8 protein-coding genes and 1 pseudogene are annotated in these 14,002 nt (G+C 63.8%); 4 read left to right on the forward strand and 5 right to left on the reverse strand.

Annotation, left to right across the window (positions count from 1 at the left end; all coding sequences use genetic code 11):
* The first annotated feature begins 5 nt into the window (after positions 1 to 5).
* Both A2I95_RS13785 and A2I95_RS13790 read left to right on the forward strand, forming a co-directional pair.
* On the forward strand, positions 6 to 1,427 hold the full coding sequence (locus A2I95_RS13785) for an AAA family ATPase (RefSeq protein WP_291730411.1): 1,422 nt from the start codon (positions 6 to 8) through the stop codon (positions 1,425 to 1,427).
* Positions 1,405 to 2,499: a ParB N-terminal domain-containing protein gene (locus A2I95_RS13790; protein WP_291730412.1), complete on the forward strand. Its 1,095-nt coding sequence runs from the start codon at positions 1,405 to 1,407 to the stop codon at positions 2,497 to 2,499. The genes A2I95_RS13785 and A2I95_RS13790 overlap by 23 nt, the downstream gene beginning before the upstream one ends.
* 132 nt (positions 2,500 to 2,631) lie before the next feature.
* Here the strand turns inward: A2I95_RS13790 and A2I95_RS13795 are convergent, their stop codons facing one another.
* The gene (locus A2I95_RS13795; protein ID WP_291730414.1) at positions 2,632 to 3,078 is read right to left on the reverse strand and encodes an META domain-containing protein; all 447 of its coding nucleotides are present in this window, start codon (positions 3,076 to 3,078) and stop codon (positions 2,632 to 2,634) included.
* A gap of 213 nt (positions 3,079 to 3,291) precedes the next feature.
* Between A2I95_RS13795 and A2I95_RS13800 the strand changes: the two genes are divergently transcribed.
* Both A2I95_RS13800 and A2I95_RS13805 read left to right on the forward strand, forming a co-directional pair.
* Positions 3,292 to 8,835 carry a hypothetical protein gene (locus A2I95_RS13800; RefSeq protein ID WP_291730415.1) on the forward strand — a complete coding sequence of 1,848 codons (5,544 nt, stop codon included), beginning with the start codon at positions 3,292 to 3,294 and terminating at the stop codon, positions 8,833 to 8,835.
* A 22-nt stretch (positions 8,836 to 8,857) separates the two neighbouring features.
* Positions 8,858 to 9,562 (forward strand): CpXC domain-containing protein, encoded by a 705-nt coding sequence (locus A2I95_RS13805; protein WP_291730416.1) that lies wholly within the window; start codon positions 8,858 to 8,860, stop codon positions 9,560 to 9,562.
* Between the two features lie 120 nt (positions 9,563 to 9,682).
* Here the strand turns inward: A2I95_RS13805 and A2I95_RS13810 are convergent, their stop codons facing one another.
* From A2I95_RS13810 to A2I95_RS13825, 4 genes and pseudogenes are all read right to left on the reverse strand, one after another.
* Positions 9,683 to 11,086 (reverse strand): aldehyde dehydrogenase family protein, encoded by a 1,404-nt coding sequence (locus A2I95_RS13810; protein WP_291730417.1) that lies wholly within the window; start codon positions 11,084 to 11,086, stop codon positions 9,683 to 9,685.
* Positions 11,087 to 11,103: 17 nt separating this feature from the next.
* Positions 11,104 to 11,787, reverse strand: coding sequence for a hypothetical protein (locus A2I95_RS13815; protein WP_291730419.1), 684 nt, complete (start codon positions 11,785 to 11,787; stop codon positions 11,104 to 11,106).
* Entirely contained in the window at positions 11,784 to 13,523 is a 1,740-nt protein-coding gene (locus A2I95_RS13820) for an ABC transporter ATP-binding protein (protein WP_291730420.1), read from the reverse strand. Before A2I95_RS13820 ends, A2I95_RS13815 begins: the two co-directional genes overlap by 4 nt.
* Positions 13,520 to 14,002: pseudogene (locus A2I95_RS13825) on the reverse strand (quinohemoprotein amine dehydrogenase subunit beta); the annotation flags it as partial. The pseudogene A2I95_RS13825 and the gene A2I95_RS13820, both read right to left, overlap by 4 nt.

Raw genomic sequence — 14,002 nt, forward strand, 5'->3', positions numbered from 1 at the left:
GTCACATGGCAAAGAAACCTGACACCCCCCTGCCGCCCTATTTCAACCTCGATCCCGAGGCCGCAGCGGCCAAGCTCGGCGAGCTTGTCGATACCGCCAGATTCGCCAAGGCTGCAGCTTTTGCAGGCCGCGGACGCGACGACTTGGCAAAGCGAGGCTACGCCCCCGATGGGCGCAAACGCCTGCGCAGCTTCTCCACATGGGAGGTCTGCCGTTACCTGATCCCCGTCGCCCCCGCTCACCTGCGCCGGGTGCTGAACAAGAACCCGGATCTGCCTCAGGGCGAAGGCGCCAGCGGCTCGCGCTGGTTCACATTGGAAGACGTGCTGAAGCTGCGCGACCATTTCGCCGAAGAGGGCATCAGCACCAAGGAATACCGCCCCTACCGCCCAGAAGGATTGCCCGCCAAGGTCGTGGCCGTGGCCAACTTCAAGGGCGGCGTCGGCAAGACCTCCACCGCGGCCCATCTCGCTATGTCGGCGGCGCTTGATGGCTACAAGGTGCTGGTGGTCGACCTCGACAGCCAGGGCTCGATGACCTCAATCATGGGCGGCCAGGTGGCCGACGAATGGCAAACCGTCTTCCCCCTCCTCGCCCGCGACTACGCCGAAGCGGTGGAAGCCGAAAACAAGGTTCGTGCCGCCTCTGGATTAGACCCTGTTCCGCTGGATGAGACTCTCACCGAAGCGCGGGAGGTTTCGCTGCGAAACGTGGTCCAGAAAACCCACTGGCCCAACATCGACCTCATTGGCGCCCAGCTGAACCTCTACTGGGCGGAATTTCAGATCCCGGTCTGGCGCATGGGTCTGCGCAACTGGGCGCTGTGGGATGCGCTGACCAACGCGCTGGATCAGGGCGGCGCGCTGGATGATTACGATATCATCCTTCTGGATACCCCCCCTGCCCTCGGCTACCTGACAATCAATGCGCTGGCCGCCGCCGACATCCTGATGGTGCCCCTTGGTGCCTCGTTTCTGGAGTTCGACTCGACGGGCCGCTTCTTCGACATGCTCTATTCCACCTTCGCCTCGATCGAAGATGGCGAAAACGCCGGCCGCCGCCGCGCCGGGCTGCCAGAGATGAAATTCGAATGGGACGTGGTCCGCGCCCTGATCACCCGCTTTGACGCCAGCCAGCAGACCGACCTGGCCAATGTGATCCAGGCCTATTTCGGCGATATGATGAACGCCTACCGGCAGGATTACACCGCCATGGTCGGCCAGGCCGGCGAAAGCGTTTCCGGCATCTACGAGGCGGATTACCGCAACTTCAACCGCGACACCTATGTGCGCGGCCGCGAGGTGTTCGACCGCACCTATGCGGAATTCAAGGAACTGCTGATCGGCAGCTGGTGGCGCGATCAGCAGATGCAGCAGGCAGAAACCGCAGCAGAGGAGAGCGAAGATGGCCAGACGCAGACAGCTTGAGACCCCCTCGCCCGAGGCATTGAAAGAGATCGAAGCAGGCATTGACCGCGATCTGTCGCGCGGCCCCGGCCTGCGGCCGCCGATTGCCGATGTGGTGGCCGATGCCGCCCGCCATGCCGACCCGCTGCCCCAGGCCGACCGCGAAGCCATCGCCCGCGACAAGGCGGACGCAGAACGTCTGCGCGATGCGGAGGGCAAGGGGTTGGTGGCGGTGGAAATCCCGCTGGAACAGATCACCGCGGATGCCCTGAACCGCGACCGGATCGTGCTGGACGAGGAAGAGATGCAGGAGCTGATGACCTCGATCTCGGTCAATGGCTTGCGGCTGCCGATCGAGGTGTTCGAGCCGCTCAATCCCGAGGACGCGGGCAAGTATGCGCTGGTCTCCGGCTACCGCCGCCTGACGGCCCTGCGCCGTCTGAACGGGCTGAGCGGCGGCGAACGGTTCCAGACCATCCCGGCCTTCATCCGCGAACCCGGCAGCCTTGCAAATGCGCTGGTCTCGATGATCGAGGAAAACGAAATCCGCTCGGGCCTCAGCCAGTACGAACGGGGCAGGGCGGCGGCCTCGGCGGTGCATGACGGGGTGTTCCCGACGGTGGACGAAGCGGTTGCGGTGCTGTTCCAGAACGCCTCCAAGGCCAAACGCTCCAAGATCCGCTCCTTTGCCCTGATCCACGAGGAACTGGGCGATATGCTGTCCCATGCCACCGGCCTCAATGAACGCCAGTGCCTGCGCCTGGCCGCCGCATTGCGGAGCGGCGGGGCTGAACAGCTCCGCACCGCGTTGGAGCAGGCAGGGGGGCGCTCGGCGGCGGAAGAGTGGGAGGCCATGCTGCCGGTGGTGGAGGGCGCCGAAGGCGCTCCGCAGGATCCCAGCCGGGGGGGGCGTCCCAAGACCGCGCAAAAGGTGGAGCGGTCCCGCAAGACACGCGTCGCCAGCGGCATTACAATCGAACGCGAATACGGGCCCGGCGGTTATGCCATCCGGTTCTCCGGCGGCGAGGTGACGGCTGAGCTGGTTGATGCGGTCATGGACAATGTGCGCCACCTGCTGGAGCACGGCGGATAGGGCAGGGCGCAGTTCCCGGTTTCGCTGCGAAACCCCGGCCCAGGCAGGCCGGGGTTTTTCATTTCCGTTATGTCTTTTACGAAGCCGGCAGTACGGCAACTCGGCAGGTTTCGCTGCGAAACCTATGCCGGATCAGCCGGCCAGCCGTTTGGCCCATAACAGCGGTTTTTCAAAATTATACATCACCAGTTGCCCGTCCCCGGTCAGCTCCATGCGGTTGACCAGGCCGACCTGCTGCAGGAAGTCCCGTTCGGCGATCATCGCCGTTTCGTCGCACAGCCCGCCGCCGATCTCAAACGGCGAAAACATGATGTTCCGGAGGTCCGGCCCGAAGGTTGTGGTGAAGCTCCTGCAGGGGCTGGAGCCGTAAAGCGTGCCGCCGTCGAAATCAAACCGCAGCTCTTCGAACTGCGTCAGATCGACGTCCTGGACCTTCTGAACGATCCAAGCGCCGTCAAAACTTTCCGCCGAGGTTGAAGCCATTGAAATCTCTCCGCTGTTTCCGGTCACGGTGTCAGAGGCAAATGAGTATACCGCCAGCCCGCCGCCGCACAGGCCTGCGAAGACTGCAAGTGTCATGGCCCGGGCAGGGCGTAAACCCGTCATTCGGCCGAAGCGGCTGGCTGGAAAGTCATCAGCGTCTCACCTTGATGGATATACGGATTGAGTGTGCGCAGCCTGAGGCAATTGACAAGAAAAAAATCTTGCTGGAATCCGGGTTCCATGCGACGCTCGAAGGGAGCGCTAGCTAACATACTAGTTTTAAACAGTTATTTAACTCAGGAGCTGCCCATGCCTCTTGATGGATCTGCCGCAAAAGAGATCAAGCAACAGATGGCGATAGCGAAGAAGCGCGCGCTGTCCTTCGGTTTGTGCTTTGGCAAGAAAATCGAAAACTCGATTTTTCTCACCCATAAGACCAAGGCTGCCAAGGTTCTGGGCAAGCAGGCCAAGTCCGACGGCGAGACGCCGCAGTTCACCTTTGGGACGCTGAAGCTGGACGGCAAGGAACTGTCGCTGACAGTCGAGGGCAAGATCGTGCCGGGCATGGCGCGCAAGGCCAAGAAGATGTTCATGGTGGTGGGGCTGAAATACAAAATCCTCATCCTGGACCCCGGCGGAAATGTCGTCGAGTCAGAGGAAGATGACGACGAGGAGGCCGCCGGTGACGCGCCGCAGGCGGCCCCTGCGGCCAGCGGCGATACCGTCACCGAGGATCCCGCCGAAGCGCCGGCAGCGCCCTCGGCGGAACCGGATCCGGCAGAGGCCAAATGGAAAACCACCTCCGCCAAGGTTGAGGCCAATCTGGCCAAACTCCGGGATATTGCCGGCATCGACCTGTCCAAGGCTGACGCGTTGTGGACGGCGATTCAGGCCAAGGCAGAGGGCAGCGGTTTTGCGGCGGCGCTTGAGCATGTGTCCAAACTGTCTGCCGAGATGAAGACCGCGGCCCAAGAGGCAGCGGCCCGGGCCAAGCGGCAGACCCTGCTGGAAGGCAAATGGCAGCAGGCGGCGGGCAAACTGGAGCCGCTGATCACCGAGGTTCTGGCGCTCAACACACCGCAGTCGGCAAAAATCGAAAACGTCTGGACGCAGATCAAGGCCCGCGTAGCCGCCACGCCGCCGGACTATGAAGGCGCGCTCAAGGCGGTCGGACCATTGGCCCAAGCCATTTCCAAGGCCCGCCAGGCGGCGGCCGAAACTGCCGAAGACGACGCGGCCCCGGCGGGTGCCGAAGCGGCATCGGCAGGGGAGGGGGATACCGTCACCACCGCCAAGCCCGACGCCCCGGCCAAGGCGCCGGAACAGGCCGCGCCGCCTTCGGATGACGCTGGCGGCGATACGGCCGACGCTGATCTGGCCGACCAGATCGCCCGGATCGAGGCGGCGCTGAAGGCGCTGCGCGACGGGCCGGTCAAGACCTATAACACCATGGTGCCCGAGGCCGTCAGCCAGACCCCGGACAAATGGAAAGCCGCGCTCGACAAGGTCGAAGCACTGGCCGCGCAGGCCAAGGCAAAACCCGAAGACGCCAATGGCGCCAAGCTGGAGGCCGGGGAAAAAGCCCTGGATGCCTTGGAAAAAGCGGTTGCGGCCGACACCGGCGCCAAGACCGCTTTCCAAAAAGCGCTGGAGATTTTCGATCTGCGGCTGGTGCCCTTGACCAGCCATCCCAAGGCCGCGGCGCCGGAGATTGCGCCGGAAATCACCCGGATCAACGGGCTGCGTACTGCCGCTGTTGACAAGGCCAAGGCCCATGACCTGAAAACCGCCACGGATGACCTGGCCGCGGCGGAGGCTGAAATTGCCAAGGCCGAGGTTCTGGCCGATGACTTGGCGCATTTCATGGCGCTTGACCCGGACCGCAAGGCGCTGGCCGATGCGGCCCGCGGTGTCTCGGTCGGCGATCCGGCGATTGATGACGCGGCGCGCGAGATGGAGCGTCTGTATGATGCGGCGCAGGTGGACAAGGGGGCGAAGAAGTTCAAGGACGGCATCAAAAAGCTTGACGAGGTTGCGACGGTTCATGCCAGCACCGCCAAAGTACGGGCGCAGCGGACAACCTATGAAACCCAGCGCCCGAATGCCAAGAGCTGGGTCGACAGCTGGGCCGGTCTGGCTGCCGCAATCAAAAACCTTCTGAAGGACAAGCTGGACGAGGCGAACGGCTATTACACCGATTCAGATGTGGCCACGACCAAGGACTACGGCGAGTCCCTGAAGAAGCTGGGCAAGTTCTGGAGCGTGCGGCCCTTCATCGAAAAAGAAATCCCGGTGGTTCAGCAGTATGCCCCCAAGCTGACGGCGTTCAAGGCCAAGCTGAAGGACTTCAAGGACCACGACGGCGCTTCGGGCATTCAGGTGATCATCCTGAAAATGGAGGCGGATCTTGCTTCGGCCACGTCTGAAGCTGTTCTGCATAAATACTCAACCGCGCTGACCCTTCTGGATGCCACCCTGGGCGATTGGCCCGCGGCGACGGTGCAGGCGGATGCCTGCAAGGCCTATAAGGACAAACGGCTGGCGGTTCAGGGCAAGATCGACCCGCTGAAGAATGTGGCCCAGGCGGCGCCGATGCTGGAGGATGCCAAGGCGCTGATGGCCGAGGCGGCGGCGGCGGCGCTGAAGCTGGATTTCACCACCGCCAACACTTGTGTGGCCGACGCAGAGAAACGGGTGGACAGCGCCAAAGCGGCGGCTGAGGCCTCGGTTGAGCTGGACGGGATGACCGATACCGCTGCGCTTGATGATCTGAAAAAGAAATGGGACCCGGCGTTCAAGGTTTTCACCGATATCCGCGACAAGGTTGTTGCGGCCGATACCGGCAATGATTTCACCGCGCTGATCGCCAAGGCGCAACTGCCTGCGGCGGAAGCGGAAAAAGCCAAGACCGCCAAGAAATACGACGATGCCAGGGCGCATCTGGACAGCGCCATTTCGAACCTGAAGATGGCCATGGTGCTGGTTCATCAGCATCGCGCCTATGGCGAACTGAAAACCTCGCTGGCGGCACAGGCCGCAGCCCTGGCGCCGCTGAATGATGCCAGCTGCCTGCAACCGCATCTTGATGACATCACCCGGCTGACCGGGGAGGCGGATGATCTGATCAAGCCGGAGGGCTATGATTACAAGGGGGCGGAGGCCAAAATAGCTGCGGCGCGCAAGATGGCGGAGCAGGCCCGCGCCGATGGCGAGCTGTACAAGGCCATCAAGGCGGACCGGGCCAAGGCCACCGCGGTGATCGGCAAAATCACCACCGAAGGCGGCGCGGTTGAGACCCAGCTGGCCCACCGCAAGACCGAGATCCAGGACTTGCTGGATGAAAGCACCACCAAGCAGACCGCGCGGGATTTCCAAGGGGCCGCGGACAAGGCCAAGGCTGCCGCGGGCTGGGAAAAAGCCACGGATGAGGACCTGAAGACGCTGAAGACGGTGCTGGGCTGGGAAAACCAGTTTTTCGTTGTGCCCCGTGCGGCGCTGATCGGGCCGGGCAACGAAGCCGGCGTGCATCAGATCGCACGCGCGGATGCGGATTATGCCAAATACGAGGCGGCAAAGGCGGCGCATACCTATACGGCTGCCAAGGCGATGTTCGAGAAAGCCTATCAGAAAATCACGGCGTGCCAGCGGCTGATTGCGGCGGCGGCGCCGTACAATCAGGCTGTCACTGACGCGCAGGCGGCGGTGGATGCGCTGGCGCCGGAAAGCAACGATGCCACCAAGGACCGGATCAAGGCGCTGACGGACCGGCTGACCGCGGCCAAGCTGGATACCGCCAGGACCGATCTGGGCGAGAACGATTATTCCCAGGCGATCAAGCTGCTGAAACAGATCACCGCAGACGCCAAGGCACTGCTGACCTCGATCCAGGGCTCGTCCGCCTATGAACCCGCGCGGGCCGCGGCCGAGGCCAAGCTGGCCGAGGCGAAAGCCCATAAGCAGGCCGATGCGATCGCGGCGCAGCTGACCCGGCTGACCGCGAAATACGATAATCTGGTCAAGCTGGCGCCAAGCGATTACGCAACTGCCAAGACCATGGCCGAAGAGGTGACGGCCTCGGCTGAGGAGGCGATCAGCTCGGCCAATACGCATGGTATTCTTGAGGCGGTGAACTCGGCCATTGGCGGCGATGAGGACAGCGCCCCCTGGTGGCCGCAGGTGCAGGCGGCGAAACTGTCGATCAAGGTGGTCGGCAGCCGTGAAAACGCCGCCGTGGCCAAGCCGCATCTGGATACCGCAAATGCCGAAATTGAAAACTGCGGCAAGGACGGGCTGGACGCCAAGACCGCCAAGGGCCATTTGCTGGCCGCACTGGAAGCCTGCAACACGGCGGATGAGGTGATCTCGCAATATGCGTTCATCGAGCAGGAAATCACCCGTGCCCGCGCCGCGCTGGGACCGGTTACAAGTCACGGTGAAGCGGCTTATGTGAAGGATGAGACCGACGCGGTTGAAAAACTGCTGGCTGATGCTGAAACCGCGGCCAAGGGCGGGCAGAACTACGCCAAGGTCAGTGCGGACATCGAGGCGGCCATCGCCCAGACCAAAGCCGCGCTGGAGATGGCGGAACAGCACAAAGCGTACAAGGAGCTGCGCGCCAAACCGGAGGTGGAGCCGCGGCTGGCCGTGCTGGAAGGGCACGAGCACCGCTATGCGATCAAGCCCAGCATCGACACCATGCGCAAGAAACTGGCGGATGCCGCCGCAGCGGTGGCCGGCAAGACACCGGGCGAGGCCATCAAGCTGCTGGAAGAGGCGCGCGCCATCGGCACCAGCGCCTTTGTGATGGCTGAAATGCGGGCCAACACGCCGCCCAAGGAAGAGGATATCAAGGAAATCCTGTCGCGCCCCAATGGCACCGACGAGCTGGACGCGATGATCGACAACCTGGAGCCCGAGGCGCAACGGGCTGTGGTCAAAGTGGCCTTCAAGGCGCGTTTTGGCTGCGATATCAAGAACTTCAACAATGAGAATCTGGCGCCTGCGTCGGAAATTGCGGATGCCAATCTGAAGGGGCCGAATATTGTCGCCTTCTACAAGGCGATGCAGGACCTGCCGTTGGATCACACGCTGAACAACGACTCGCTGCAGAAGTTCGCGGTCAATGAGGCGGCCAAGGGCGGCTCAATGTATCAGGGCAATGAGAAGCGGATTGTGATGCACGAAGGCGACGCGGGTGTGTCGCCCAATTATGCCTTTGGCAGTGACGATGCGGTGGGCAGCCTGGATGATGCGGCCACCCCGGAAGAACGCGCCGAGCTGGAAAAATGCAAACCCGCAAATGAGGAACCCGTCACCTTCTTCAACTGGAACACCCTGCATGAGGTCGGTCATGCGGTCGACGACAAGCAAAGCTTCATGAAAAGCAACGGCGGCAAGAAGGAATACGGCGGCTGGACCGAACACGGCATGGATATCGCTGCCATTGCTGAGAAAATTGCCACCAAGTTCAGCTATGACAAGGCTTATGCGACCGAATATATGGCGCATAACAAAGGCGCGCATGTGCCGGAAAAGCCGGCCGGTGAGACCTGCACGGATGAGGAATGGGAAAGCCGCCGCATCAAGATGCAGGCGCATATCGACATGGCGTCCGAACCGGCCCAGCCCTGGTCCAGCATGGCGATTGCCAAGAAGATCGAAATCGGCGGTGTCGTGTATCAGGAAAGCTACCCGAACACCTGGAATTCCTATCTGCTGGGCGAGCGGGCCAAGGGGATCACCGGCTATCAGTTCCGTGCGCCGGGGGAATGGTTCTCGGAACTTTATGCCGCCTATCATTCCGGCAAGCTGAAGCCGAACCATCCGGCAGTTGGCTGGCTGGCCAAACTTTGACCCATTGAAAGGCAGTTGACCGATGTCGCTTTTTCACCCCGTCAATCTGGTGTGCCCGCAATGCGAGGCCCCGGTGACCATGATGGCCGTGGGCAGTGTGAACGCCGACCGCCGCCCCGATCTGCGGGATGATATTCTGGAGGACCGGTTTCAGGACGTGACCTGCGATGCCTGCGGCGAAAGCTTCCGGCTGCAGCCGCAGTTCAACTATCTGGATGCCGGGCGCGGCCAGTGGATTGCGGCAATGCCTGCCAGCCGCCTGCGGGATCATCTGGAAATTGAGGACGAGGCCGGGGCGCTGTTTGACACCAGCTATGGCGCAAATGCCCCGGCGGCGGCGCGGGATGTTGGCAACGGGCTGGCGGTGCGTCTGACATTCGGCTGGCCTGCGGTGCGGGAAAAGCTGCTGATCAAGCAGCTGGGGCTGGACGACGTGATTGTCGAAATGATGAAGCTGCACATCCTGCGCAGTGTTGAATCGGTGCCGATGGCCGAGGGCATAGAGCTGCGCCTGGTGAATACCGACGAAGACAGCGAGGGTTATGTCTTTGCCTGGCTGGAGACCGCATCGGAGAAATACATCGAATACATGACCGTGCCGGCGGAGCTGTACAGGGTGATCGAGGGCAATCCGGAGGGCTGGGACGCCATCCGCAAACGGCTTGATAACGGGCATTTCGTGGATATGCAGAAGCTGTACATGGGGGAAGGGCGCGCGGCGGAATAGCCTGGCTGCGCACAGCCAAGGCTGCAGCTGGCGCGGACTGGTTGTGACGCTTTTTCAGAAAGCCTGAGCGCAAGGCGGGCCGCTGGGATGCAGCCCGCCGTTCAGCGGTTCGGCGCGGGGTCAGCCGCGGGCGACGTTGATCACCTGCATCTGGGTGTATTCCGCCAGGCCTTCGACCGATTGCTCAACCCCAAGGCCGGAACCTTTGAAGCCTGCCATCGGGATATGCGGGCCGATGTTCAGCTGCTGGTTCACCCAGATGGTGCCGGATTCAATGCGGCCGGCGACGTCAACCGCCTTGGCCGTATCACCTGAATGCACTGACCCGCCCAGCCCGTAGTCCGAGGCATTGGCGCGGGCGATCACATCATCGATGGCGTCAAAGCGGATCACTGGCAGGATCGGGCCGAATTGCTCCTCGTCGACGATTTTCTGGCCGTCAGTCACATCGCGCACGATGGTGGGATGCACAAAGTAACCGGGGCCGTCTTTGACCGTGCCGCCGGCAATGATCCGGCCGCTGGCGCGGGCGTCGTCCAGATAGGTCTTGACCTTGTCGAACTGGGCCTTGTTCTGGATCGGGCCGATTGTTGTCCCCTGTTTCATGCCGTCATCGACCACCGCCTGTTCGGCCAGGGAGGCCAGCTCGGCGCACATGTCCTCGTATATATCGCTGTGCACATAGGCGCGTTTCACCGCCAGGCAGACCTGACCGGCATTGAGGAAGGCGCCGCCATAGATCTTTTCCGCAGCAGCCTTCACATCCACGTCCGGCAGCACGATGGCGGGGTCGTTGCCGCCCATCTCCAGCGTCACCCGTTTCATGGTGGCGGCAGCGCCGGCCATGATCCGCTTGCCGGTTTCCGACGATCCGGTAAAGCCGATCTTGGCCACATCCGGATGCGCCGTCAGCCGGGGGCCAAGGTCGTTGGCATCCGTGATGATATTGACCAGCCCGGGCGGCAGGATGCGGGCGCAGATCTCGCCCAGCTTCAGCGCTGTGACCGGGGTAGAGGGAGCCGGTTTCAGCACAATGGCGTTGCCGGCCATCAGCGCCGGGCCGATTTTCCAGCAGCACAAAAGCAGCGGGAAATTCCAGGCAATGATGCCGGCCACGACGCCCAGCGGTTTGTGCCGCGTCTCAATCCGGAATTCGGCGTCGTCCTGGATGATGCGGTCGGGCAGTTCCAGCGTGGCGGTATGGGCCAGATAACCCTGCGACCAGGCAACCTCGCCCTGCGCTTCGGGCAGCGGTTTGCCCTGTTCCAGGGTGATCAGCCGGGCCAGTTCATCACCTTCTTCGCCGATTGCGGCGGCCAGCGCTTCGATCCGGGCGCGGCGTTCGGCCATCGGGGTTTCGCCCCAGGCCTGCTGGGCGGCCTTGGCGGCGGTCACGGCCTGGTTCAGCTGCGCCTCCGAGGCATGCGGCACGCGGGCAAAGACCGTCTCGGTTGCCGGGTTGATCACGTCGATCATCTGTTCCGACGAAACCTGTTCGCCGTTGATGAGCATTGCGTAGTCCATTGGTGTTCTCCCTGTTTTTATCTGTCAGCGGTTGGGGTGTGAAAAAGAGGGGCAGGGCCTGGCGGCAGGCCGATGCGTTCGCGGCCAGTAAAGGCCGGGATTTGCAGAAATGCTCTGACCCCGCAGCCCATGCGGGCGCGGGCCAGCAGGCCGGTGAAATGCGCGGCGGCGAGGCTGGCGCCGCGCACTGGCATTTCAGGGCCGCCGGGGCAGGCGCCGAATTGCGCGCCGAGCAAGTTCAGAAGCGACCACTGGCCGGGGGCGCAGCGGGCGTCGCCCTGGACTGAATAGACACCGTTGCAAGCTGCCGGGTAAACCGGCGCGCCGCGGGCGGGGGCGGAGGCGACCAGCAGCTTGCCGGCCTGCAGCACTGCGGCGACGGCATCCGTTAGCAGCGGGTTGGCGTCAGTGTGGCCAAAGGAGCAATGGATGATTGCGGCTTCAGACTCCGCGGCGCGGTGCAGGGCCTTGGCCACGGTGGCGAGGGACGTGGCGAGGCGGCCGGGAAAGATGGTGAGGTTGAGCAGCCGCGCCTTTGGCGCATTGGTGCGGATGGCGGCGGCCATATGGCTGGCGTGTAGCGCTGCGGGGCTGTCGGCGGCGCGGGGATGCGGTTTGCAGATGTCGGTGCGGCACGCGAGGCCGGGGGTGTCTGCCGCCAGCGGGCCGTCGATCAGGGCTATCAGCGGGGCAGGGGTCATGGGGTGGCCTCGTCCAGGGTGATTTCCATGTCGAAATGCCCGGCCGCCGCGGCACCGCTGTGGGCCGTGATGATGCGGGTTGTGCGGGGGAAGGTCTTGTCGATATGAGTCAGAATCCGGGCGGCGGTGGCTGGATCGACCTCGGACAGGGCCTCGTCCAGGATCAGGATATCGAAGGGGCTAAGCAGCGCGCGCAGCAGGCAAAGGCGCTGGCGTTCGCCGCCGGACAGCGTCAGGCCGCTTTCGCCCAGCAGGGTGTCGAGGCCATCGGCGCTGCGGAACCGTTCGGCCAGGCCGAACAGATCCAGCAGTTGCCAGACACGCGCTTCACTGCCGGGGCTGGCCCAGAAGGCGCGGGATTGAAACAGGTTATCGCGAAGGCTGGCCCGGAGGGTGAATGGCCGCTGGCCTGCATAGGCCACCGCCTCCGGTAGCCCGGCGCCGCCGAGTTGGCTCAGGTCCGCACCGCCCAGGGTGACACGCCCGGACAGCGGTTGCGCCCGCCCGCAGAGCACCGCGATCAGCGAGGTTTTTCCGGCGCCGCTGGCCCCATTGAGGGCCAGTTTGGTGCCTTGGGGGATGGTGAGGGTCAGCGGGCCAAGCGGGGCCGCCTGGCCGCGGGCGACGGTCACGCTGTCCAGTTGCAGGGCATAGCCGGAGGGGGCAAAGCGGGCAGCGGGCCGGATTGCGGGCTGCATCACCGTATCCAGCCGCGCCACCGCAACCTTGACCCGCGCTTGTGCGTGCCACAGGCCCAGCAGCGACTGCATCGGCCCGGTCATGAAACCCATATAGGCGATGAAAGCGATCAGGGATCCCAGCGGCCAGTCGCCGCGGATCACCATCAGCCCGCCAGCCAGAAAGATCGCGGAGCGGGTCAGCGCTGACAACAGCACCGGCACCGCGCGGGTGAACTCGCCCCACAGGTTCTGGGCGATAAGGCGGCGGTTCAGCCCGGCATGGTCGCGCAGACTGCGCCGTTCTGCCCAGAGAGTGCCGCGGGCGGCTTGCAGCGCGGGCAGGCCGAACAGGGTTTCCGACAGCCCTGCGCTATAACGCCCCTGCATCTCGCGCACCGCGGCGGCGTGGCGTTCGGTGCGCGGCCGCGCCCAGATCAGGAACAGGAGTTCAGCCGGGGCCAGCAGCGCAGTCAGCAGGCCCAGCCGCCAGTCCAGCACCATCAGCATTGCCGAGCCGCCAATCAGCCGGATCAGCGCCGATGAGCCGCCCAGCACCGCGTTGAAGGCGAATTTCTGCACTTCTGCGGCGTCGCCATCAACCCGCGCCAGCAGCTCGCCTGCGCGCTGCGCAGCAAACCAGCCGGCGGGTTTGGCGGCCAGCCGGGACAGCAGACGCCGCCGCAGTTGCGCCAGCATCCGGACCGAGGCGCGCATATGCAGGATATTGCTGAGCGCGCCGGTGGCGGTGGCCAGGAGGCCAATGGCAAACAGCGCCAGCGACCAGACCACCAGCTGGGCGGCATCTCCACCCATCAGGCCGCGGTCGATCACCAGCTTGCTGATATAGGGCGGCAGCAGGCCAAGGGCGGCGGCGGCAAAGCTGATCAGCAGCAGCAGGGCCAGCCGGCGGTGGTGCGGACGCAGCAGCGGCAGCAGCCAGGCCGCAGTGGTGGATGTGAAAAGCGCCGCACCTGCGCGGGATTGCAGGCGCGGCCAGGGGCGGGCAGCCGCAGGGCCGCCCGGCTGGGGGGAGAGTTTGGCGGCAGGCCCGGTCATCCCTGCGGCACAACGTGCAGGGTCGAAACCGACATGTCGCCGCCGGAGGGCACCCGGATCTCGCCCAGGCGTTCCAGCGTTTCGCTGTCATAGATGCCGATGTCGTCATTGGTGCCGCCGACATAAATCTCACGCCCGTCGCTGGAGACGTTGATGACGTAATAGGTGTGCGGCAGGTCCACCCGCTTGACCAGTTCGCGGGTTTCAAGGTTGTGCTTGGACAGCTGGGTATAGACGCCGTACAGGTGCTTGGGGTCTGTCGCACTGCGGGCGGCGGAGAACATCAGCACCTCGAAGGAGGCGAAATCGGCGATCTCGGTCTCGCCGGTGGTCAGATCAACCGACTGGTAGCCCCAGACAAAATCCGCCATCTCCTGCTGGGTTTCGTCGGTAAACACCGCCGCCGTGTACATCAGCAGCATCTCGTCGTTCTGGCTGCCGGTGGGCCAGAACGCCAGCACATCCGGCGGGCTGTAGGT

The organism is Leisingera sp. F5 (assembly GCF_001593695.1).

Excerpts from the sequence above, each read along its gene's own strand:
- A2I95_RS13785 (WP_291730411.1), top strand. The coding sequence starts at position 6 with ATGGCAAAGAAACCTGACACCCCCCTGCCGCCCTATTTCAACCTCGAT.
- A2I95_RS13790 (WP_291730412.1), top strand. The coding sequence starts at position 1,405 with ATGGCCAGACGCAGACAGCTTGAGACCCCCTCGCCCGAGGCATTGAAA.
- A2I95_RS13795 (WP_291730414.1), bottom strand. The coding sequence starts at position 3,078 with ATGACACTTGCAGTCTTCGCAGGCCTGTGCGGCGGCGGGCTGGCGGTA.
- A2I95_RS13800 (WP_291730415.1), top strand. The coding sequence starts at position 3,292 with ATGCCTCTTGATGGATCTGCCGCAAAAGAGATCAAGCAACAGATGGCG.
- A2I95_RS13805 (WP_291730416.1), top strand. The coding sequence starts at position 8,858 with ATGTCGCTTTTTCACCCCGTCAATCTGGTGTGCCCGCAATGCGAGGCC.
- A2I95_RS13810 (WP_291730417.1), bottom strand. The coding sequence starts at position 11,086 with ATGGACTACGCAATGCTCATCAACGGCGAACAGGTTTCGTCGGAACAG.
- A2I95_RS13815 (WP_291730419.1), bottom strand. The coding sequence starts at position 11,787 with ATGACCCCTGCCCCGCTGATAGCCCTGATCGACGGCCCGCTGGCGGCA.
- A2I95_RS13820 (WP_291730420.1), bottom strand. The coding sequence starts at position 13,523 with ATGACCGGGCCTGCCGCCAAACTCTCCCCCCAGCCGGGCGGCCCTGCG.